This is a genomic window from Mycobacterium sp. 1482292.6 (genome assembly GCF_001672995.1).
GTDB lineage: Bacteria > Actinomycetota > Actinomycetes > Mycobacteriales > Mycobacteriaceae > Mycobacterium > Mycobacterium europaeum_A.
Genome location: NZ_LZKV01000091.1, coordinates 73,450 through 94,897 on the forward strand (window position 1 = coordinate 73,450; position 21,448 = coordinate 94,897).

The window sequence follows — 21,448 nt, forward strand, 5'->3', positions numbered from 1 at the left end:
TATCCTCGACCCCATCAATAGCAAGTAGTTGATAATGGCCTCGGGAGGCACGGATGGACCGCAGCGTCGTGCAAGTCATCTCACCACATACCGAAGAACCCATCGCCGAGGTCGATGCGGCGGGATCCGACGGCGTCGACGCCGCGGTAACCGCCGCGCGCGCGGCCTTGACCTCGGCGCCCTGGGGCCACAGCGAACCGTCGGACCGGATCGCCGCGATCCGGCGGCTGGCCGACATCTACGACGGGCGCCGCGGCGAGATGGCCGACATCATCACCGCCGAGATCGGTGCGCCGATCAGCTTCGCCCAGCGCGCCCAGGTCGGCCTGCCCGCGTTCATGATCCGCGCGTTCTGCGACCTGGCCGAGCGGCATCAGTGGCAGGAGACCAGGACCGGGTTCTTCGGCAGCGACGTGCTGGTCCGCAAGGAGCCCGTCGGCGTCGTCGCCGCGATCGTGCCGTGGAACATGCCCCAGTTCCTCATCGTCACCAAGCTGGTGCCGGCGCTGCTGGCCGGCTGCACCGTCGTGCTCAAGCCCGCGCCCGAAAGCCCGTTGGACGCCCTGCTTTTGGCCGAGATGATCGACGAGGCCGGCCTGCCGCCCGGTGTGGTCAGCGTGCTGCCCGGCGATGCGAGCCTCGGCGCCTACCTGGTCGCCCACCGCGGAGTGGACAAGGTGTCGTTCACCGGCTCCACCGCGGCGGGCCGCGCCGTCGCCGCCGCTTGCGCGGCCAACCTCACCAAGGTCAGCCTCGAACTCGGCGGGAAGTCCGCGGCGCTGGTCCTCGACGACGCGGCACCGGACAAGGTCGCCGCCGGCGTGCGATCGGCCAGCCTGTCCAACAGCGGCCAGATCTGCAACGCGCTCACCCGCGTCCTGGTGCCGCAGGAGCGCCATGACGAATATGTCGACGCGCTCGCCGCCGAGATGTCCGGCCTTCGCGTCGGCGATCCGGGCGACCCCAATACCCAGCTCGGTCCCCTGGTCTCCCGTCGCCAGCAGCAGCGCGTTCGCGACTACATCAACGTCGGTCAGCAGGAGGGGGCACGGCTGATCGTCGGCGGCGCCGACAGGCCCGACGGGCTCGACCGCGGCTGGTACGTCCGGCCCACCCTGTTCGCGGCGGCCGACAACACCATGCGGATCGCGCGGGAAGAGATCTTCGGCCCCGTCATCACCGTCATCCCCTACCGCGACGAGGACCAGGCGGTGGCGATCGCCAACGATTCGGACTACGGCCTGGCCGGATCGGTGTGGGGAAACGACACCGACCGGGCCCTCGCTCTCGCCGCGCGGATCCATACCGGCACCGTCGGCATCAACCAGGGCTACACCATGGACCCGTTCGCGCCCTTCGGCGGCGTCAAAGGCAGCGGCTATGGCCGAGAACTCGGCCCCGAAGGTCTCGACGGCTACGTGGATACGAAATCAATCGCCGTCGCCCAAGCCGGCTAGGTAGCTAGCTGGTCTCGCTGGCGACGTAAACGGCGACATATCCGATCGGGATGCCGGTCCAGGTCGCGATGGACTCGCGGGCGGCCAGCTCCACGGTGGCCCGGCTGCTGGCGCGGGTGGCCCTGCCGATCTCGGCAATCCGGATCATCCATCCATCCGCGTCGCGAGTGATTTCGATGTCGAAGCACTGGCCGACCATCGGGCACTTCACGCGGGGAGCGACCCGCGTTCGGCGGGCGCCGCGCAACGATTGGCGGCGCAGCAGAGTGGGCTGAACAGACATGGCTGCTTTCCTGAGTCGCGGACGAACCGCGGGCAACAGTAATCCGCATCGAGGCGAAAACCTAATTGGCGGTCTCAGGTGGATAACGACGAATCGTAATGCCGCCGCGACGTTCCGTGCGGATAACCGAGCGGTCGACGGCTGGAGGCCTATCATGTGATGTAGACCACATCTCGCCGTGGCATGTTGCGGGCGTCACACCGAAGGAGATTTCATGGTTGGCGTGGATCGTCCTCATAAAACCGTCATCGCGCCTCGTACCGGCGCGGCGGTCAATTCACACCGTCTGCTCGTCGCCTTCCTGACCGTCACCATCTTTATCTGCGCAATCGTGGGCGTCATCGCGGCCGCGATGATGGGGCAAACCACCGCGGCGCTCCTCATCGCGCTGGTGGCCGGGGGATGGTTCTCGGCCGCCGCCTTCTGCTGATCCCGGAGGATCCCGTCTCGCTACGGTGAGTCGCGCTCGTCGCAGTGCGCCAGCCGGCGCAGTACGCCGGGATCACCGTGCACCCGCAGTCGGCGTCGCCCGCCCTCTCCGATGTCGACGCCAATCGGCAACTCGTGGCCGCCCGCGCCGGCCGGATCGACGAAGAGCTCCAGTTCGTCGGCGTCGACGAACAACACGGCGTCATCGTGCGACAGCCGCCACGGGTGGCCGTCGCTGGGCCAGCGGCCACCGACGACGCGAATGCCCGCGTCGTCGGCTTCCCGGTCCTCGTCGGCATCGGCCATGACGCAATCGATCCACAATTTCGCCGGCACCGGACGGAAGTACACCGCGAGGCGTTGGCGATTGAGGTCGACGCCGATCGGCATCCCGATCGGGGGAAGCGATGTGCCCTCGGGTTGGTCGTTCAGCGATTTCTTGACCTGACGCGAACCCAAGCCGGTACCGAACCAGTCGATGGTCAGGACGGTGGTGAGGTACTGCGCGATCGCGGCGGTCAACAGACCGCCCGCGCCGGCGGCCCCCCCCCCGGCCGCCCCCGCTACCCAGGTCACCGGCAGCGCGAGCAGCCCGACGACGGCCGCCGCCCCCGCGGCCGTGGCCACCTTGCCGGCCGCGGTAAGGCTGAAGTCGGCGTTCACCTCCGGCTCGGAGTTCTGCGCCGGTCGCACCCCCACGGTCTGGGGTAGCCGATCGAATCGCTCGCGGACGCGCTTGACTTCGGCCTCGTAGTCTTCGGCGCCGAGGTGGCCGGCGCGCTTCCTCGCACCCGCCAGTTTCAGCGTCTCTTCGAGAAGCTCGATGGTGTCGACATCCTCGCGCAGCAGCTCATTGTCCTTCGGGTCGCGGGGGATGTCGCCGAGGCCCATCTCGTAGGTCACCTTGAAGGTGGCGTTGAAGTCATAGAGCGCGGTCTCGGCGCTCACGGTGCCGTCCACGACCAACCGGCCATCCCCGGTTCGCGGCACGATGTCGGCGTCGAGGGCATCCAGGCTTCGGTCTTGCCCGCCGATGCTGATGGTCTTCGGACCCGCCAGCGCGCACGGCGCATCGGGGTCGAAGTCGCCCTCGTCGAGATCGAAACTCTTCATCACCGTGTCCCGGACCTGCCGCAGAATGCTCCACCCGGTAGCGGCCAAAGCCGCTCGCTCACATGGGTTTTCGGCGAGAATGGACGGGGGCAGCTCTTCGCCGGGCGGCAAATCGCGCAGCGTCTGCAGCTGCACCACCATGGATTCCTCGGTCGCCTCGCCGACGTCGAAGCGCTGCACAATGGCGTCGAGTTCCTTGACCGTACTGTCGTCTTGCGCCTCGGGGTCGACGTCCACCGGCGTCGGCAGCAACGTCTGAATCCCCTTGTCGCCCATCGCCTCCAGCTGCGGGCGGACCGCATCGGCGATCTGGGCGGCCAGCGAGTCGAGCACCCTGGTCCTGGCTTCTTCGTCGGAGAGGCCGGGGTGCTGCAGCTTCTCCAGGTTCACCATCAGCTCACCGGCGATGCTGTGGGTGATCCAGTGCGCCTCGGCATAGTCGAGTTCCCAGCTGATCCGCGGATCCTGCCCGGCGAAGACCGTGATCCCGTCCGCACGGCGTTCGACGTGCGGGCCGAACAGCCACCCGGCGTGCCCGTCGGGCAATGGGTGTGCCACCAGCGCGGGCGCGTCCTGGGCGGTGAAGTTCAGTGCGATCGTCTGCTTGCCCGGCTCTAGCTGGTGCGGCTCGAGCTGATCGTGAATCGTCAACCGCCCGAACAACGGAATCTCGTTGTACGCAATCTCGCGCGATTCTCCGGCACGCGGGCCATCCGGGATGGTGACCGTGGCCGGGGGCAGCGATACCAGCGGGATGCAGGTGACCGAGTCGATGACGATCTTCGAATCGAAAATCACCAGGTCTATCGCGAAGTGCCGCAGCGGGTCGCGGGATGCACCGTCAGCTTCCTCCTGCCACAGCCGCCCACGGGCGTCGAGGATGAACCAGACGCGGTCCAGGGTGAGGTCGAGGGTGGCCGTCGCCGAGTAGCCGGCGCCGTCGACGGACTGCGTGTACTTGTCGCCGCTGAACATCTCGGCCGTTTGATCCTGCACGCGTTCGCGATGGATCTCGATGATCGTGTCGGGGCGATGCATGTGATAACTCCGTCCCTCGGGACCCATGGTGCCCGACCGGTGGGCTCAAGTCGGCTCGTGCATGCTGTACCCAGAAAAGGCGACCGCCAAAGCTGTTGCGCTCGACCATGATTCGTTCGCAGCCTGGCCTGGACTCGGCTACGGACGTTCTTCAATCACGCACTGGACGATGCCGTTGGCAAAGCTCGGGTCGAATCCCATGTGCGCCACTCGCTGGGCCTCCGCGGCCGGGGAGACACCGGAATCGAGATCCTGCTCAATGACGCCGACGAGTTGCAGGTTCTGGGGGTCGTGGCCCGCGATCGGCTCGGTCATCTTTCCCACGCAGCGGCGATAGCCGCTGTAATCCGCGTGCGCGGACGCGGTGAGCACCGCCGGCCCGACAATCGAGGCCCCAATCGCTACGCCAACCGCGACGACGTGGATGCAACGCACGGTTTGCTGGATACCCAGCTATAACGATCGATAATCAGCAAACAATTGGTGGAGCTAAGGGGACTCGAACCCCTGACCCCCACACTGCCAGTGTGGTGCGCTACCAGCTGCGCCATAGCCCCGAGAAGTCGTGCCCATCGAAGCTACACCACCGGTAACCGTCCATCAAAGTTGCTGCTCAGACCGGCTCCACGTCCGCCTCGGAGGCCAGCAGATCGGCCTCGAGATCCGCCGCCGTCCGGGTCTCCGGCGCCACCACCCAGCCGATGGCGGCGATCAGCAGGACGATCCCGCTGATGACGAAACCCCACATGTAGCTGAACTGCTCGGCGGCCCAACCGACCGCCATCGACCCGATAATCGCGCCCAGGTCCGACATCATCTGCACCGTCGCCACCGGAAGACCCGCCCGCGCCTCATTGCCCAGGATGTCGGCGACGGCGGCCTGCAGCGGTGACATATAGATGCCCGTCATCGCCCCGACCACGCCCGCCGCCACCATGAACACCGGCAACGACGAGACGAAACCCAACCAGACGGTCGCCGCCCCGGACGTCACCAGCCCGATGATCAACAGGGTGCGCCGCCCCATCCGGTCCGACAGGTAGCCGCTGGGGATGACCGCCAACGCGTTTCCACCCGCGAACGCCGCGAGCACCACGCCGATGATGCCGATGCCCCGGCCCATCACATCGGAGATGAACAGCGGCACCAGCGCGACCCGAAGGCCGAACGCGGACCAGCCGGTCGCGAAATTTGACAGCAGCGCCGAGCGGTACGCGCGCACCCGCAGCGCCTCGCGCAGCGTCACCGTGGATCGCGTCGGGGGTGGCGGCGCAGCCAGCGCCGAGTTCCGCAGGCTGTAGAACAGCACCACCGCGACGGCCAGCATGGCGACGCCGTAGACCACGAACGGAGCGGTCAACCCCCAACCCGCCGCCAGGCCGCCCACCGCCGGGCCGCCGACCGCGCCCACCATGAACGAGGTGGTGAACAGCCCGGCGATCCGGCCGCGCGCATCGGGAGGGCTGATGTGGATCATCAGCCCCAGCGCCGAGACGTAAAACATCGTCGACCCGATGCCGCTGAAAACCCGGCAAAGCATTAACTGCCAGTAGGCCTGGGAAAAGGCACACGCGGCGGTGGACACCGCCACGATCAGCAAACCGCCGATGTAGATCCGCCGCTCGCCCAAGCGTTCGGTGAGCAGTCCACTGATCGGCGCGAAACACAACCTGCTCAATGAAAAGACGGTGACCAAGAAAGTCACCGCCTTGATGCTCACCCCGAACGTGCGCGCAAAGGTCGGCAGCGCCGGCGAGATCACGCCGTAGCCCAGGGCGATCATGATATTCGCCCAGCTCAGGATCCAGACTTCGCGCGGCAGCCGGCTAGAACGGGATGCACGTCCCCCCGGGCGGGCAAGACGGAGGGAAAAGGTCACCCAATGACTTTATTAACCACCTCGCGCGCGGTCTCCTGCACCTGGGCCAAATGCTGCGGCCCCTTGAAAGATTCCGCGTAAATCTTGTACACGTCCTCGGTGCCCGACGGGCGCGCGGCAAACCACGCATTGGCCGTCGTCACCTTCAATCCGCCCAGTGGTGCGCCATTGCCGGGCGCCGCGGTCAGCTTCGCGGTGATCGGCTCCCCCGCCAATTCGGTCGCGGTCACCTGGTCGGCGGAGAGCTTCGACAGACGCGCCTTCTGCTCGCGATCGGCGGGCGCGTCGACGCGCGCGTAGTAGGGCGTGCCGTACTCGCCGGCCAGCTGCTGGTAGCGCTGCGACGGACTCAGCCCGGTGACGGCGAATATCTCGGACGCCAGCAGCGCCAGGATGATGCCGTCCTTGTCGGTGGTCCACACCGAGCCGTCCCGCCGCAGGAACGACGCCCCGGCCGACTCCTCGCCGCCGAAGCCGATGGTCCCCTCGATCAGGCCGTCGACGAACCACTTGAATCCGACCGGCACCTCGATCAGCTTGCGGCCGAGGCCGGCGACCACCCGGTCGATCATGGACGAACTGACGGCGGTCTTGCCGACGGCGATACCGCCCGGCCACGACGGCCGCCGGGTGTAGAGGTATTCGATGGCCACCGCGAGGTAGTGGTTCGGGTTCAGCAGACCCCCATCGGGCGTGACGATGCCATGGCGGTCGGAGTCCGCGTCGTTGCCGGTGGCGATCTGATACCGATCGCGGTTGGCGATGAGGCTCGCCATCGCGTCCGGCGAACTGCAGTCCATCCGGATCTTGCCGTCGTGGTCGAGGGTCATGAACCGCCAGGTCGCGTCGACCAGCGGATTGACCACGGTCAGGTCCAGGCGATGCCGCTGGGCGATCTCGCCCCAATAGTCGACGCTCGCCCCGCCCAGCGGGTCGGCGCCGATGCGCACCCCGGCGTCGCGGATGGCATCGAGGTCGACCACGTTGGGCAGGTCATCGACATAGTTGCCGAGGTAGTCGTGGCGCTGCACGGACTGTAGCGCGCGGGCCAGCGGAACGCGCTTGACCCCCGACCCGTCGCGCAGGATCTCGTTGGCGCGCTTGGCGATTGCGTTGGTGGCGTCGGTATCGGCCGGTCCGCCGTTGGGCGGGTTGTATTTGAAGCCGCCGTCCGCGGGCGGGTTGTGCGACGGCGTGACCACGATCCCGTCGGCCAGCGCGTCGGTGCGCTCCCGGTTGTAGGTGAGGATGGCGTGGCTGATCGCCGGCGTGGGCGTGTAGCGGTCCCTGCTGTCGACGACGGCCACCACCTCATTGGCGGCCAGCACCTCCAGCGCCGACACCCAGGCCGGCTCGGAAAGCCCGTGCGTGTCCCGGCCGATGAACAGCGGACCCGTCACGCCGTGCGCGGCGCGGTATTCGACGATGGCCTGCGTGATCGCCAAGATATGCGCCTCGTTGAACGCGCCGCCCAGTGCCGAGCCGCGATGGCCCGACGTGCCGAACGCCACCTGCTGGGCGACGTCGCCGGGGTCGGGCGCGATCGAGTAATACGCCGTCACCAGGTGGGGCAGATCGACGAGATCTTCGGGCTGGGCCGGCTGTCCGGCGCGAGGGTTGGCGACCATGGTTGTCAATTCTGCCCGTGTCCGCGTCCCCCCGGGCTGCGCCGGTCTGGACTTCGGCCATACGCTGCGTAGCGCACCGGCAAACGAAGGGAACCGACGCCAGTGGCTCAACGGGACTATCGCGAATTGGCCGCGGTGTTCGCCGGTGGTGCGCTGGGGTCGGTGGCCCGTGCCGCGCTGAGCACGCTGGCCGGCGGCGATCCGGCGAGTTGGCCCTGGGCCACGTTCGCGGTCAACATCGTCGGGGCCTTCCTGGTGGGTTACTTCACCACCCGGCTGCTGGAACGGTTGCCGACGTCAAGCTATCGGCGGCCCCTGCTCGGCACCGGATTGTGCGGCGGTTTAACCACTTTCTCGACGATGCAGGTCGAGACGCTGCGGATGATCGAGCACGGTCATTGGGCGCTGGCCGTCTCTTACACGGTCACCAGCATCGTGCTGGGCCTGCTGGCGGTGCACCTTGCCACCAAGTTGGTGCGCCGGGTCCCGGTGCGCCGATGACGGCCGCCACCGTGACGACGGCTCTGGTCTGGGTCGGCGTCGCGCTGATCGGCGGCATCGGGTCGGTCCTGCGTTTCGTCGTCGACCGCACGGTGGCGCGGCGGGTGTCTCGGCCGTTTCCTTTCGGTACGCTGGTCGTGAATGTCAGCGGCGCAGCGCTTTTGGGCTTTCTCGGTGGCCTGGCGTTGAACAAGGAGGCGGCCCTGCTGGCGGGCACCGCCTTCGTCGGCGCCTACACCACGTTTTCGACCTGGATGCTGGAAACGCAGCGGCTCGGCGAAGAACGCCAACTCCGCGCGGCACTGGCCAACATCGTCGTCAGCGTCGCGCTGGGTGAGGCGGCGGCCTTCATCGGACAGCAGCTGGCACAGCAGCTTTGATGGCTGTTCAGCTATCGCGCTGACGCGGGACGTCCTCTGGAGTGCGGGGCAGCACGTACAGCGCCATCCGCCGATTCGACATCTGATGCTCACCGAGGAATGTGCAACCGCTGCGCTCACAGAACTTGCGCGCCAACACGTTGCGATGGTCGGGATCGAACATGATGCGGCGACATCGCGGATCGAGGGTGAGGATGCTGACCACCAGGTAAGGCAGCAGGTAGCTGACCTGGCCGCGCTCGATGTGGTCCAGATCGGCGACCGCGACGTGCAATCCCAGATCGTGCGGGTCGTGCTCATACCGTCGGGCGATGGAATCCTTTGCCGCCCTGTATAATTCGATATACGCGCGATCGACCCCGTCCAGGGTGGCGATGAAGGGACGCGAAAACGCGCCTTCCAATTGCGCCTGCAGATACCGATGCCAGCGCTGCACCGGCCAGTTGGACTCCCAGGCCTGCACCAGATGGGGCCGGCTCATCCACTCCGCGATCATTTCGGCGTCGGCGTCCGGGTCGACGACGCGCAGACCGTAGGGCTCGGGGAGGTGCGGGATGGGCGGCGGCGGGACGCTGCTGATCGCCTCGGGAAGATCGGTCAGTTCCCGCGGAAGGATGGGCTGGGCGTCACTCATCACTGGACTCAGCGCGGCTTGAGCAGCTTCGCCAGGACGGCCGCCTGGCTGATGTCCAGGTCGCGGGTCGCCGTCACCAGCGTGACCGGGCCCTGCTTGGCAAGCGCGCACAACTCCTGCAGGGCGGCATTGCCGTGCAGCTCCTCCTTGTAGCGTGCCGCGAATTCGTCGAACCGGTCCGCGTCGTGGTGATACCACTCGCGCAGGTCCTTCGACGGCGCGACGTCCTTGCACCACATGCCCACTCGCGGATCGTCCTTGCGCACTCCCCGCGGCCAGACCCGATCGACCAGAACCCGCTGCCCCTCGCCGGGGCTGACTTCGTCGTAGACCCGCGCCACCTGGATGCGCCTTCTGGCGCTCATCCGTTCAGCGTAGCGATGGGCGCTTGTCGGTGGGCCGTTTATAATCGAATATATGTTCGAAGAATTGGCGGCGGTCGACCCGGCTGCCGACGAAGCGGCGCTGATCGAGCGCATCGCCGACTTGGAGTCGATCAAGTCTGCGGCGGCAGCGGGCCAGGCCCGAGCGGCGGCGGCCCTGGATGCGACGCGTCGGGCCGCCGAAGCGGCCGCCGGGGTGCCCGCGGCGCGGCGCGGCCGCGGCGTGGCCGGCGAGGTCGCGCTGGCGCGACGGGACGCACCCGCGCGAGGCGGCCGGCACCTGGGCTTCGCCAAGGCTCTGGTGTACGAGATGCCACATACGCTGGCGGCGCTGGAGAGTGGGGTCTTGTCCGAGTGGCGGGCCACGTTGATCGTGCGCGAAAGCGCATGCCTGGACGTCGAGGACCGCCGCGCCCTGGACGCCGAAATGTGTGCCGACCCGACGAGTCTGACCGGCATGGGCGATGCGCGCGTGGCCGCGACCGCGAAGGCGATCGCCTACCGGCTCGATCCGCACGCCGTCGTCGAGCGGGCGGCCAAGGCCGCGAATGACCGGACGGTCACCATTCGGCCGGCGCCGGACACGATGACCTATCTCACCGCGTTATTGCCGGTGGCCCAAGGGGTTTCGGTGTACGCGGCGCTGCGCCGTGAAGCTGACACCCGCGGCGACGGGCGGCCGCGCGGGCAGGTGATGGCGGATACGCTGGTGGAACGAGTCACCGGGCGCTGCGCGACGGTCCCTACGCCGATCGCGGTCAACCTGGTGCTGTCCGACGAAACGCTGCTCGGCGGCGGCAATGCACCGGCCGACGTCTGCGGCTACGGTCCCATTCCCGCCGCGGTCGCGCGGAGCATGGTCGCACAGGCCGCCACCGACGATCGTTCGCGAGCGACCCTGCGCAGGCTCTACACGCATCCCCGAGCGGGGGCACTGGTGGCCATGGAATCACGGGCACGACTTTTCCCGCGCGCACTCGCCGCGTTCATCGGGTTGCGCGATCAACGCTGCCGCACGCCCTACTGCGACGCGCCGATCCGGCATCGCGACCACGCACAGCCGTGGGCCGACGGCGGCCTCACCACCGCAGACAATGGCCTGGGCCTGTGCGAGCGCTGCAACTACGTCAAGGAGAACGCGGCGTGGAAGGTTAGCACCGGTGTTGACGAAAACCATACGCACACCGCGCTTGTCACGACACCGACCGGCAAAACCTACCGGTCGGCGGCCCCGGCGCGTGGGCCCACGATCACCGTCAGCAAGCTGGAGATCCGCGTCGGTGTCGCGCTCGCGCGACACGCCGCATAGCGCTCAGTAGTGATAGGTGTCCGACGGCGCCGGCGAATGGTCCCGTTCTTCGTCGTCGAATTCCGACGATTCGATGCCGTACGCCCGGGCGAGCTCGAGAATCTTGGTCGCCCGGGCGATGCGCGGGAGGTCGGAGCCGTTGCGGATCTCTCCCCCGTCACGCTCGAACTCAGCGAAAAACTCTTTAGCCCACGAGATTTCGTCGTGTGAGGGTGACAGGCCCTCGTTCACAACGGCGCATTGGTCCGGGGTCAAGCAGATCTTGCCGGTCATCCCGAACTCCACGGAAACCGCCGTGGCCTCGATCAGCTTCAAAGCGTTGGAGCCGATCGTGGGCCCGTCGATGGCGCTGGGCAGGCTGGCCGCCTTGGCCGCGATCGTGAATCGCGACCGGGCATACGCCAACGTGCCCGGGTCTTCACCGAACCCCGTGTCGCGGCGGAAGTCGCCGATGCCGAAGGCGAGTCGGAAGGTTCCCTTCGCCGCGGCGATCTCGGTGATGCGCTCCAGGCCGCGGGCCGTTTCCACCAGCGCGACGATCGGCACGTTGGGCAACCGTTGCGCCGTCTCGGTGACGTGGTCCACCGATTCGACCATCGCCAGCATCACCCCGCCGACCGGAGTGGCGGCCAGGGCGGCGAGGTCGTCCGCCCACCACGGGGTGCCGAAGCCGTTGATGCGCACCCAATCGGTGTTCCCGGCGTTCAACCAGCGCACCACGTTGTCGCGGGCGGCGTGCTTGTCCTTGGGAGCGACCGCGTCCTCGATGTCGAGGACGACGATGTCGGCGCGCGAGTGCGCCGCGGCCTGAAACCGGTCGTCGTGCGCACCGTTGACCAGCAGCCAACTCCGGGCCAACACGGGGTCGATGCGGAAACCGATGACGTCGTCGGAGTCCGGCGCGCTGCTGTTGACCTGCTCGTACATTCCCCAACCGTAGCGATATCGCAGACGGCTCGGCCGCCCGACCGAGCGAGAACTCGGGCCGGGCGGCCGTGCCACCTGATCGGATGTTCGAACTAGTTGATGCCCACGACCTCTTGCGCAATGGCCGCGATGCGCGTTTGGGCAGCTGAGACGACCCGCTGGCGATTCTTGTTCGCCTCCTCGTAGGCGATGATCGCCCGCACGTCGCTCGGGCTGGTGAGCTCCTTGACCGCGGCCGCCGCCTCGTTGACGTTGAGCTCGTCGTAGTTGGCGATGGGCAGCTCGTCGGCGTCGAGCACGCCCACCGCGGCGCGCGCCGAGTGCAGGGCATCGGCGGTCTGCCGGGCGCCCTCGTTGCGAGTGACCTTCTCGGCCGCCTCGAGCGCGGCATTACGCGACGCGGCGAGCGCTTTCGTCGCCACATCACCGGCGTGGGCGCCCCTGCCTACCAGGTCATTGATCGCCGGCCGCGCCGAACGCAGTGCGTCGGCGGCGCGGTCGATTCCGCGGGTCGACCACTCAACGGGCAGGTTGAACAGTTTCACCGCGGTCCCGGTCGCCGCCTGCAATGGCGTGCGCCGCAGCGCGGCCGGACCGCCGAGGGCGTCCTCGGCAAGGACGGTCGTCAGCCAGGCGACGGTGGCCGAGTGCGCAGTGATCAGCCGCGTCGCCAGGCTTTCGATGTCGGGGAGCTCGGCGGCGACGGCCAGCGCCTTGAGGTAGCGCGAGCGGTCCAGCAGCTGGTTTTCCAGCGCCAGATCACCCAAAAGCGCCTCATCGAAAGGTTGGGCCTGCTCGGTCAAGGCCTTGACCGCGGCCGCGGCGCGGCCCAGGAACGGGCCGACCACGTCGGGGACGCCACCGAGGTCCCGGATCGCCTTCTCGATGGCCTCCGATCGCTCACGCCCGTTCGAGGCGTTCTGCGTCAGCTCCCGTTGCACCGCCTCGGTGCGTGCCTGCGCGATGCGGGTTTCGGCGACCTGGATTTCGGTGTTGGTCAGCTGGTGCAGTGCGCGCAGCTGCGCAAGCACTGTGGTCTTGTCCGATGAAGTCATGAAGATTTCGCCTCCTGCGTTGATTACTTGGATCGGCACGAGAGCGCCTTGTTTCTGCGGCTACCCATTCGCCGGGGGGCGCTCAACATCTGCGGCGGACGTGTGACACATCTCGCTTTTTTGGTTGGCGTCCGACCGGCCCGCCAATCGCTGCGGCGGTGGCCAGCAAACGAAAAAGGTCTGGCGTCGAGTTTCGGCGTGGTTTGCCGGGGTAGCCCACACCTCGCTACGTTGCGGCCATCGGTCGTGCGTCGCGTCATGCGGAGACTAGAGCATCCTGGTCCCGAAATGCGTGTCGATCAGTCGTTATGGCTCGATCAGCAAACTCACTAGGAGTAGAAATGCGTAAGACCATTGCAATCGTTTCAGCCACCGGAGCGCTGTTGTTCGGTGGCGCGGGTGTCGCCAATGCCTCCAGTGCTCCGGCGCCCTCGTCCACGACGACGACGTTGGCGGACAGCAACAACAACAATGACCAGCACAGCGACAAGACCGGGCTGTGGGGCCTGGCTGGCCTATTGGGCCTGGGCGGACTCGCCGGACTGATGCGCCGCAAGGACACGCCCGCCGGCACCGGCGTCGGGCCGGCCACCACCCGCGACCGCGGCGTCTAACTAACCCGCGCTTCCCAGATCCCCGTCGGACGTCCGCGCGGTTGACGGGGATCTGGGGACCCGCGCACAAACACCCTGTGCCGCAAGCTATTTCAGCTGACGGTCGAGTGCCGGCGTGCGTCGCGCACGGTGAGGCGCCGTTTGGCGGCTTGTGCAGCGGGTATGCCCTGGCTCAAGCCGCACACAGCCCAACGTGCGTTTCCCACTCTCTCCTCACAGGAGGTACGGCGATGGCCGAGATGATCATTCAGTCACCCGACGAAGTCGTCGCGTTCCTGAAAGCCCAGCACAACCTCATCGAGGACATGTTCGATCAGGTGCTGCACGCCACGGACCCGAAAGCGCGTGAAGAGCCGTTTGCGGCATTGCGCCAGTTGCTGGCCGTCCACGAAACGGCCGAGGAAATGGTCGTGCATCCGCGGGTGCGGCGGGAGGACGACGCCGGCGACGCCATCGTCGATGCCCGTCTCAAGGAAGAGCACGAAGCCAAGGAGCTGCTCTCGCAAGTGGAGAAGCTCGATATCACCTCCCAGGAATTCATCGACGAACTCCGCAAGCTGCGCGAGGCCGTCCTCGAGCATGCCCGGCAGGAGGAGAACGACGAATTCCCCGTGCTGGAACGCGAAGTGGACCCCGACGATCTCAAGCGGATGGGCGCGGCGGTACGTGCGGCCGAGGCCATCGCCCCGACGCGTCCGCACCCGGGCGTGGAGTCGGCGAAGCTCAACTTCGCGCTCGGGCCGTTCGCATCCATGCTCGACCGTGCCCGTGACCTGATCGGGAAAGCGCTCGGATAGAGCACCCGGGTTTTCCGTAGGCTCGATGAGATGAGCGTCGCCCCGGATACCACCGTCGCGCTTCAGGATCGGTTCTTCCGCGAGCTGCCGGAGATGGCGGTCCGCTGGCAGGCGGAGACGTTCCCCGAGTTGCGGCTGCTGGTGCTCAATGAGCCGCTCGCCGCCACACTGGGCCTCGACCCCGGCTGGCTGCGCGGCGCCGAAGGGCTGCGCTTCTTGGCAGGCAACCTGGTGCCCGACCGCGCCACTCCGGTAGCCCAGGCCTACGCCGGGCATCAGTTCGGCGGCTTTGTTCCGCGGTTGGGCGACGGGCGTGCGCTGTTGCTCGGCGAACTGGTCGACGGTGACGGACGGCTACGCGATGTCCACCTCAAGGGCTCCGGAGCCACCCCGTTCGCCCGCGGCGGTGACGGGCTGGCGGCGGTGGGGCCGATGCTGCGCGAATACATCGTCAGCGAGGCGATGCATGCCCTGGGAGTGCCCACGACGCGGTCGCTGGCGGTGGTGGCCACCGGGCGTCCGGTCCATCGCGAAGAAACGCTGCCGGGGGCGGTACTCACCCGAGTGGCAAGCAGCCATCTGCGCGTCGGCAGCTTCCAATTCGCCGCAGCCACCGGCAACCACGACCTGCTGCGCCGCCTCGCCGACCACGCGATCGGCCGCCACCACCCCGCTGCCGCCGGGGCCGAGAATCCCTACCTCGCCCTGTTCGAAGCCGTGGTCGCCGTCCAGGCATCGCTGATCGCCCAATGGATGCTGATCGGGTTCGTCCACGGGGTGATGAACACCGACAACACGACCATCTCGGGCGAAACGATCGACTACGGACCGTGCGCCTTCATGGAGGCCTACGACCCCGACACCGTCTTCAGTTCGATCGACTTTTGGGGCCGCTATGCCTACGGCAATCAACCCGTGATCGCCGGATGGAACCTCGCCCGGTTCGCCGAGACGCTGCTGCCACTGTTCTCGGACAACACCGAGCAGGCGATCGCGCTCGCCGAGGGGTCGTTCGGGATCTTCCAAACCCGCTACGACGCGGTGTGGTCCTCCGGGATGCGCGCCAAGCTCGGCTTGCCCGCCGACATCGACGCCGAATTCGCCACGGTGTTGGTGGAGGAATTGCTCCTGCTGCTCAAGCAGAATCACGTGGACTACACCTCGTTCTTCCGCCGGCTCAGCGACGCCGCGCGCACAGAAGCCAAGTCGGGCGCCGAACCCGTCCGCGGGTTGTTCGCCGACCTCGCCGGTTTCGACGCCTGGCTGACGCAGTGGCGGGCGCTGGGTCCCGACGCCGATGCGATGGATCGCACCAACCCGATCTACATTCCGCGCAACCACCTGGTCGAGGAGGCCCTCACCGCCGCGACGGCCGGCGAGCTCGGCCCGTTGGAACAACTGCTCGCAGCGGTGACGCAGCCCTATGCCGAACGGCCGGGTCTGGAACGCTACGCCACCCCCGCCCCCGAGGACTTCGGGAAGTACCAAACCTTTTGCGGGACTTGAGTTTAGGATAGCTTGGCGAGCTCGGCCTGCAGCCCGTCCAGGCGTCGCAGCGTCTGATCGCGAGGCTCCGTTGGCAGGTCCACCAACAGGTGTGTCACTCCCAGATCGCGATAAGCCTCGAGGTTCTCCGCCGTCGGTTCGCCACCGTGAAAGTGGATCACCGGCACGTCCTGGCCGGCCACCTCGCGCAACTGCTCGAGCGGAGCCGACAGCTCCTTCGCCGATGGTGTCATCGACAGCCACCCCGCGTTCAGCCGGGCGATGCGCTTGAAGCCCGCCGGCCCGCCGCCAAGATAAAGCGGCGGATAGGGCCGCTGCACCGGCTTGGGCCAGCTGTAGATCGGGTCGAAGTTCACGAATTCGCCGTGGAATTCCGCCTTTTCGTGGGTCCAGATCTCGATCATCGCTTCGAGCCGCTCGTCCACCACACGTCCGCGAACCGCGGGATCCACACCGTGATTGGCGATTTCCTCACGCAACCAGCCGACGCCCACACCGAACCGAAACCGGCCCTGCGACACCAGATCGAGCGATGCCACCTCTTTGGCCGCGTGGATCGGGTCGCGCTGGGGCACCAGCGCGATGCCGGTGCCCACCACGAGTCGTTCGGTGGCGACCGCCGCGGCGGTCAGCGCCACGAACGGATCCAGGGTGCGGTAGTACTTCGGCGGGATCGGCCCACCGCTCGGGTACGGGGTCTTCGCGTCGACCGGGATGTGTGAGTGCTCGGCGAGGAAGAGCGATTCAAACCCGCGCTGCTCGAGCGCCTTGCCCAGATCGACGGGACCAATGCCGTCGTCGGTAACGAAAGTCAGCACACCGAAACCCATGACGCTTAGTCAACCGCATCGCCGCGCGGCTGTCAGCGCCACGTCGTTCCGGCGGCCAGTTGGCCGCCGTCGGTGATCGGGGCCAGACGCGCCATTCCGCGCAGGATCCAGGGGGTGCGCCGGGCCAGCACCGCCACCGCCCGGTCCGATCGACGCATCGAGGTCCGTGGGCCGGGCGTGGGTGCCGAGGCCAACTGCGCTTCCCGCGACGCTATGCCGGTGCCGTGGCGGTCGACGGCGACCAGCTCCCACTCGCCCGGTACACCGCGCAACTCGACGAGACCGCGCTCCCGGAAACCGATCCCGGAGCCGACCACCAGGTCACGAACCGTGCGCGACACCAGGATTTCCCCACCACCGGCTTGACCGAGGATCCGCGCCGCGATGTGCACGGCGATGCCACCGATGTCGGTGTCCATGAGTTCGCACTCGCCAGTGTGGATGCCGATGCGAATCTCGACGCCCAGTCTCTCGACACCGTCGCGCAGGTTCTCGGCGCAGCGGATGCCCTGGGTGGGCGCGTCGAAAGTGATGAGGTAGCCGTCGCCGGTGCTCTTGACCACGGTGCCGCCGTATCGTCGCGCGGCCTCTGCGGTGATCTCGCCGAAGCGCTGCAGGATCGCGCGCCATCGCTCGTCGCCGGTCGCCACCACGCGTTCGGTCGAGGAAACGATGTCGGTGAACAGCACGGTGCGCAGGGCGCGGTTCGACGGCGGCGGAGTGGCGTGGCTGCCGGTGAGAAGCTCCTCGATCTCGGTGGCGATCTTGTCGGGATCGGTGAACCACGGCGCGTGATCGGTGCCGTCGAGTTCGACCATCCGCGCGTTGGGAATGTGTGCGGTGAGGTACCGCCCCGCCTGCACCGGGACGCCGGGGTCCCGGGTGGCGTGCACGACCAGCGTGGGCATGGTCAGCGTCGGCAAGATCGGCCGCACATCGATCTGGAACGCCGCTTCGAGCGTGGCCCGGGCCATTCCGGGGCTCGCGCACATCCGCTCCAGCATGCCCAGCTGCCGAGAGGACCGGACGGAGGGCAGCAGACATTTGAGGGCCTCGCCACTTCCCCACGCCGACAAGACAGCCCGGCCGAACCTCTGAAAGCCGCTGATCTGTTCTTCGGACGGGGTGTACTCCTCGCCGAGCTCGGCTATGCAGCGTGCCCGCAGTTCGGCCGGATCAAGATCGAGGTCGTCCCATCCCTGGCTGGGAAGGTATGCCGCCGTGCCGGTGAGGATCAGCGCCCTCGTCCTTTCCGGTCGCGTCGCGGCGAACAACATGGCGGCCGGGCCGCCCTCGCTCACGCCCAGCAGGGCGGCCCGCTGGAAGCCCGCGGCGTCCATGACGGCCTCGATCTCGGCGGCCCGATCGTCCAGGGTGCGGACCCGCGGCACCGGGTCCGACAACCCGACGCCCGCCTTGTCGAAGAGGATCACTCGGCAGAAGGTGGCCAGCCGCTCCATGAAGGCCTGGAACTCCGGCATCGCCCAGTACAGCTCGACATGGCTGGCGAACGAGCCAGCGAAGACAAGTTCGATCGGCCCGTCACCAAACACCTGGTACGCGAGGCTGAGACCACCGCAGTTTGCATACGCCGTCTCCGGCACGCACTGAGCGTACCGAGTGCATTCCGTTCTAGGGCAGCAAAAAATTAATGATTCGCTCGGGTATGTCAGCTCAGGGCGCTGGCGGTTCGGTCACCGCGCGGTTGGCCGGACGGCGGCTCGGGCGTACCGCACCCCAGAGGCCGGTGGCGACGCCGACGGCGGCGCCGCCCAGGCCGATGATCTGTTGGGAGGGCTTCAGCTCGCCGTGCACGCTCAGCCCGCCGACCAGGTCGGCCACGTCGGCGCCGGCGGACGCCAGAAACCAGCCGCGCGTGTTCTTACCGCGCAGCGCCGCCGCGGCGAGCAGCACACCGATCAATGCGTCGCGATAACCCATCGAGCGCAACAACAATTGCGCGGTCGGCGTCGGCTCTTCCGGGTCGCCCCATAGCTTGTTCGCCCGTAAGGGATCGACGAGGAATGAAACGCCAGAGGCGAGGCGGATGGTGCCTGCAAGAAGGCCGAACCGGTCGATTGACATGTTCACAGAGCCTAGGAGCAAACCGTCCCGTCGTGCACGCATTGCATCCGCACGTCGCTCACGGCGCGGGGCAGGAATCGGCGATCTGCAACGACGCCGGCCAGAGCACCGTGGCCGCCCCGAAGGCTATGGCGTCCGCGCCGGTGGGCGACACGGCTTCGATCCGTGCCTGGATTCGCTGGGTCTGCTCGGGATGAAAGACGGTCCACGCGAACCCAATACACAGATACGGAATGGTCAGCCACACCGCCAGTTCGATCAGCGCGCCGACGCTGACCTTGTGCCCGAGAATGCGTCGGACCGGGGCCATCGCATGATCGATTCCGCCCATGAGACTCCCAGCTACCGCAGCACCAGTTTGAGAGCGTAGTCGACGACGGCGTCGAGATCACTGCCCAGATGCCCGGCGAGCCACTGCTGAGCAAGCTCGGCCATGGCACCCGTGTACAGGGCGGCGGCCACCTCCGCGGCCACCGGATCGGAATCCGGATTGAGCCGCCAGCCCTCGGTCAGCACGCCCTGGCGCAGCATGTCCTGCGTCGCGCGACGGCGCGCGGCCAGCACGGGATTCGTGCGGGCATCGGTGAACAACACGCGACCGCGCCGCGGATCGGCCGACGAGAAGCCCAGCACCGCCGCGATGCCGGCGCGGGTTCGGGCCCCCAACGAGTCCCCCGCCTCCTCGATGGCGGCCGCGATCACCTCGGTCAGCTGCTCGCTCACCCGGTCATAGACCGCGCCGAGCAGTTCGTCGGTGTCGCCGAAGCTTTCGTAGAAGTACCGCGTGTTCAGCCCGCATTCCCGGCATACCGAGCGCACCGAGACGGCCGCCTCGCCGCCGTTGCCGAACAGGCGATAGGCGGCCTCGACCAGCAGCGCACGACGCTCGGCGCGGCGGTCCTTGAGCGGTATACCGGCCCACCGGGTGGGACTCGACATTCCTACAGCGTAAGTCGAGTGGGCTTCGGTCTTGTCACACTCGTAGCCAAAACTTATTCTGGTTACAGTCGTGACCAGAACTGCCGAGGAGCGCGCCGTGTTTCTGCCACACCAGATCGTCGGGCAGCTGATCAACAAAAAGTTGGACGACAACATGCGCCGGTACTTCTTTCGTGGCATGGAGTTCGCCGCACCCGTCGGCGATCCGGGCTGGTTCGGTCCCGACAGCGCCGTGTGGCGGGTGCATTCGCACCTGCCCGCCCTGATCTTCGGCCTGCAATGCGCCGCCTTCATGGAGACCCTGGACCCGTCGATCTATTGGATGGGGATGCATCACTCGCGGCTGATCAAGCGGGACAGCAACGGGAACCCGGTTTCGCATGTGCCCCAGATCGATCCGGAAGGCGCAGCGACGCGCCTCGGCCACTCGGTGGCCTTCTTCATCGGCACGGCATACGGGTCGACGGAAACCGCTGAGCGACTGGCGAAATCGGTGCGCGCGATGCACCACACCATCAGGGGCACGCGCCCCGACGGCGCCCGCTACGACGCCGACGACCCCGAGTGGCTGCGGTGGAACTATGCAACGGTGGTCTGGGGCCTGGCCACCGCACACGAGCTTTATCACCCAATGCCCTTGCGCGGCAAGCAACTCGACCGATACTACGGCGAGTTCGTCCGGGTCGGACACGCCCTGGGCGGCACCGATCTGCCGGCCACCAAGGCCGAAACGCTCGAGTGTCTCGAGTCCTACTTGCCGAAACTGGCTGTCACACATGGCAAAGCGATGGGTACCGGCCCCAACGTTCCCATGCCGCAGGCGGCCGTCGACTGGGCCATCCGTGACACCATGCCGAAGTGGGCCAAGCAGCTGCTGCAGCACCGCGACTGCAACATCATCGAGCGCACCGCCCGTCGCACCGCGGTGTGGTCGATCATCAACGGGATCAACGCCGCATGCGGCCCGGCCCCGGAGTTTCGGCAGGCCCAGGCCAGGGTCAAGGGCGGCACCGCCGTCCCACACACCCTGCCGACCTACGTCCTCGGCAGCGATCAGGTTCGCAGCCGCTCCGAGGTGGAGCGCAGCTTCCAGTCGGTGTAGCCCACACTAAGGGCATCTCACAAAACTCCCGGCCCAAGCGTCTACACAGCGTGACAGCCAAACGCCCCTTCGAGGCGGTGGTGGTCCACCACGGTCCCGCGGTGTTGCGGGTGTGCCGTGCCATCGTGGGGCCGGTCGACGCCGACGACGCCTGGTCGGAGACGTTCTTATCCGCGTTGCGCAGCTACCCCGACCTGCCCGCCGACGCCAACGTCGAGGCCTGGCTGGTCACCATCGCACACCGCAAAGCCATCGACGTCACCCGGGCCCGGGCGCGGCGCGCGGTGCCCACCGATCAGGTTCCCGAGACCGCCGGCCCGGCGGACCCCGGCAGGGACGACGACCTCGCCGACGCGCTGGACAGGCTGCCGGCCAAACAGAAGCAGGCCGTGGCCTACCACTATCTGGCCGGCCTGCCCTACGCCGAGATCGCCGCCATCCTCGGCGGCAGCCCCGACGCCGCCCGGCGCGCCGCCGCCGACGGCATCGCCACCCTCAGGCGCACGTACCCCGGCATCGCCACCACCGGGACAGGAGAACACCGATGAGCAACGAACAA

General features: G+C 67.5%; 24 protein-coding genes and 1 tRNA gene. 10 read left to right on the plus strand and 15 right to left on the minus strand.

What is annotated here, in order from left to right; translation table 11 throughout:
• The first annotated feature begins 53 nt into the window (after positions 1–53).
• On the plus strand, positions 54–1,457 hold the full coding sequence (locus A5624_RS09160; protein ID WP_066864884.1) for an aldehyde dehydrogenase: 1,404 nt from the start codon (positions 54–56) through the stop codon (positions 1,455–1,457).
• A gap of 4 nt (positions 1,458–1,461) precedes the next feature.
• Here the strand turns inward: A5624_RS09160 and A5624_RS09165 are convergent, their stop codons facing one another.
• Positions 1,462–1,656 carry a long chain fatty acid-CoA synthetase Faa4p gene (locus tag A5624_RS09165; protein ID WP_066865232.1) on the minus strand — a complete coding sequence of 65 codons (195 nt, stop codon included), beginning with the start codon at positions 1,654–1,656 and terminating at the stop codon, positions 1,462–1,464.
• 298 nt (positions 1,657–1,954) lie between these two features.
• On the opposite strand from A5624_RS09165, the gene A5624_RS09170 reads away from it, so the two are divergent.
• Positions 1,955–2,170 carry a hypothetical protein gene (locus tag A5624_RS09170; RefSeq protein ID WP_066864887.1) on the plus strand — a complete coding sequence of 72 codons (216 nt, stop codon included), beginning with the start codon at positions 1,955–1,957 and terminating at the stop codon, positions 2,168–2,170.
• A gap of 20 nt (positions 2,171–2,190) precedes the next feature.
• Here the strand turns inward: A5624_RS09170 and A5624_RS09175 are convergent, their stop codons facing one another.
• From A5624_RS09175 to pgm, 5 genes are all read right to left on the minus strand, one after another.
• On the minus strand, positions 2,191–4,320 hold the full coding sequence (locus A5624_RS09175) for a hypothetical protein (protein WP_066864890.1): 2,130 nt from the start codon (positions 4,318–4,320) through the stop codon (positions 2,191–2,193).
• A gap of 138 nt (positions 4,321–4,458) precedes the next feature.
• On the minus strand, positions 4,459–4,755 hold the full coding sequence (locus A5624_RS09180; RefSeq protein ID WP_066864893.1) for a hypothetical protein: 297 nt from the start codon (positions 4,753–4,755) through the stop codon (positions 4,459–4,461).
• Positions 4,756–4,801: 46 nt separating this feature from the next.
• Positions 4,802–4,877: transfer RNA gene (locus A5624_RS09185), tRNA-Ala, on the minus strand.
• Positions 4,878–4,933: 56 nt separating this feature from the next.
• Entirely contained in the window at positions 4,934–6,121 is a 1,188-nt protein-coding gene (locus A5624_RS09190; RefSeq protein WP_232002234.1) for an MFS transporter, read from the minus strand.
• Positions 6,122–6,195: 74 nt separating this feature from the next.
• Entirely contained in the window at positions 6,196–7,827 is a 1,632-nt protein-coding gene (gene pgm, locus A5624_RS09195) for a phosphoglucomutase (alpha-D-glucose-1,6-bisphosphate-dependent) (RefSeq protein ID WP_066864900.1), read from the minus strand.
• Positions 7,828–7,929: 102 nt separating this feature from the next.
• On the opposite strand from pgm, the gene crcB (A5624_RS09200) reads away from it, so the two are divergent.
• Positions 7,930–8,328, plus strand: coding sequence for a fluoride efflux transporter CrcB (crcB, locus tag A5624_RS09200; RefSeq protein WP_066864904.1), 399 nt, complete (start codon positions 7,930–7,932; stop codon positions 8,326–8,328).
• Positions 8,325–8,708, plus strand: coding sequence for a fluoride efflux transporter CrcB (gene crcB, locus A5624_RS09205; protein WP_066864908.1), 384 nt, complete (start codon positions 8,325–8,327; stop codon positions 8,706–8,708). The genes crcB (A5624_RS09200) and crcB (A5624_RS09205) overlap by 4 nt, the downstream gene beginning before the upstream one ends.
• Before the next feature lie 7 nt (positions 8,709–8,715).
• Here crcB (A5624_RS09205) and A5624_RS09210 read toward each other — a convergent pair whose 3' ends face one another.
• Positions 8,716–9,342: a GNAT family N-acetyltransferase gene (locus tag A5624_RS09210; RefSeq protein WP_066864911.1), complete on the minus strand. Its 627-nt coding sequence runs from the start codon at positions 9,340–9,342 to the stop codon at positions 8,716–8,718.
• 8 nt (positions 9,343–9,350) lie between these two features.
• Positions 9,351–9,707: a DUF488 domain-containing protein gene (locus A5624_RS09215; RefSeq protein WP_066864914.1), complete on the minus strand. Its 357-nt coding sequence runs from the start codon at positions 9,705–9,707 to the stop codon at positions 9,351–9,353.
• A gap of 52 nt (positions 9,708–9,759) precedes the next feature.
• Here A5624_RS09215 and A5624_RS09220 point away from each other — a divergent pair, with 52 nt between their 5' ends.
• Positions 9,760–11,034 carry an HNH endonuclease signature motif containing protein gene (locus A5624_RS09220; protein WP_066864917.1) on the plus strand — a complete coding sequence of 425 codons (1,275 nt, stop codon included), beginning with the start codon at positions 9,760–9,762 and terminating at the stop codon, positions 11,032–11,034.
• Between the two features lie 3 nt (positions 11,035–11,037).
• On the opposite strand, the gene A5624_RS09225 is transcribed toward A5624_RS09220, so the two are convergent.
• Both A5624_RS09225 and A5624_RS09230 read right to left on the minus strand, forming a co-directional pair.
• Positions 11,038–11,961: a CoA ester lyase gene (locus A5624_RS09225; protein WP_066864920.1), complete on the minus strand. Its 924-nt coding sequence runs from the start codon at positions 11,959–11,961 to the stop codon at positions 11,038–11,040.
• Between the two features lie 92 nt (positions 11,962–12,053).
• A complete protein-coding gene (locus tag A5624_RS09230) occupies positions 12,054–13,016 on the minus strand; it encodes a hypothetical protein (RefSeq protein ID WP_066864923.1) in 963 nt (320 codons plus the stop codon).
• A gap of 341 nt (positions 13,017–13,357) precedes the next feature.
• Here A5624_RS09230 and A5624_RS09235 point away from each other — a divergent pair, with 341 nt between their 5' ends.
• From A5624_RS09235 to A5624_RS09245, 3 genes are all read left to right on the plus strand, one after another.
• A complete protein-coding gene (locus A5624_RS09235) occupies positions 13,358–13,630 on the plus strand; it encodes a WGxxGxxG family protein (RefSeq protein ID WP_066864926.1) in 273 nt (90 codons plus the stop codon).
• Positions 13,631–13,860: 230 nt separating this feature from the next.
• Positions 13,861–14,427, plus strand: a complete 567-nt coding sequence (locus A5624_RS09240) for a hemerythrin domain-containing protein (protein WP_066864929.1) — start codon at positions 13,861–13,863, stop codon at positions 14,425–14,427.
• Between the two features lie 30 nt (positions 14,428–14,457).
• Positions 14,458–15,933, plus strand: coding sequence for a YdiU family protein (locus A5624_RS09245; protein ID WP_066864933.1), 1,476 nt, complete (start codon positions 14,458–14,460; stop codon positions 15,931–15,933).
• A gap of 2 nt (positions 15,934–15,935) precedes the next feature.
• Here A5624_RS09245 and A5624_RS09250 read toward each other — a convergent pair whose 3' ends face one another.
• From A5624_RS09250 to A5624_RS09270, 5 genes are all read right to left on the minus strand, one after another.
• Entirely contained in the window at positions 15,936–16,763 is an 828-nt protein-coding gene (locus A5624_RS09250) for an LLM class F420-dependent oxidoreductase (protein WP_066864936.1), read from the minus strand.
• Positions 16,764–16,795: 32 nt separating this feature from the next.
• Positions 16,796–18,367 (minus strand): adenylate/guanylate cyclase domain-containing protein, encoded by a 1,572-nt coding sequence (locus tag A5624_RS09255; RefSeq protein ID WP_066864939.1) that lies wholly within the window; start codon positions 18,365–18,367, stop codon positions 16,796–16,798.
• A gap of 70 nt (positions 18,368–18,437) precedes the next feature.
• Positions 18,438–18,848 carry a DUF4267 domain-containing protein gene (locus tag A5624_RS09260; protein WP_066865234.1) on the minus strand — a complete coding sequence of 137 codons (411 nt, stop codon included), beginning with the start codon at positions 18,846–18,848 and terminating at the stop codon, positions 18,438–18,440.
• 58 nt (positions 18,849–18,906) lie between these two features.
• On the minus strand, positions 18,907–19,179 hold the full coding sequence (locus tag A5624_RS09265; protein WP_066864943.1) for a hypothetical protein: 273 nt from the start codon (positions 19,177–19,179) through the stop codon (positions 18,907–18,909).
• An 11-nt stretch (positions 19,180–19,190) separates the two neighbouring features.
• The gene (locus A5624_RS09270) at positions 19,191–19,787 is read right to left on the minus strand and encodes a TetR/AcrR family transcriptional regulator (protein ID WP_066864946.1); all 597 of its coding nucleotides are present in this window, start codon (positions 19,785–19,787) and stop codon (positions 19,191–19,193) included.
• A gap of 97 nt (positions 19,788–19,884) precedes the next feature.
• Here A5624_RS09270 and A5624_RS09275 point away from each other — a divergent pair, with 97 nt between their 5' ends.
• Both A5624_RS09275 and A5624_RS09280 read left to right on the plus strand, forming a co-directional pair.
• A complete protein-coding gene (locus tag A5624_RS09275) occupies positions 19,885–20,889 on the plus strand; it encodes an oxygenase MpaB family protein (RefSeq protein WP_066864949.1) in 1,005 nt (334 codons plus the stop codon).
• A gap of 50 nt (positions 20,890–20,939) precedes the next feature.
• Positions 20,940–21,437 carry an RNA polymerase sigma factor gene (locus tag A5624_RS09280; protein ID WP_066864953.1) on the plus strand — a complete coding sequence of 166 codons (498 nt, stop codon included), beginning with the start codon at positions 20,940–20,942 and terminating at the stop codon, positions 21,435–21,437.
• Positions 21,438–21,448 lie beyond the last annotated feature (11 nt).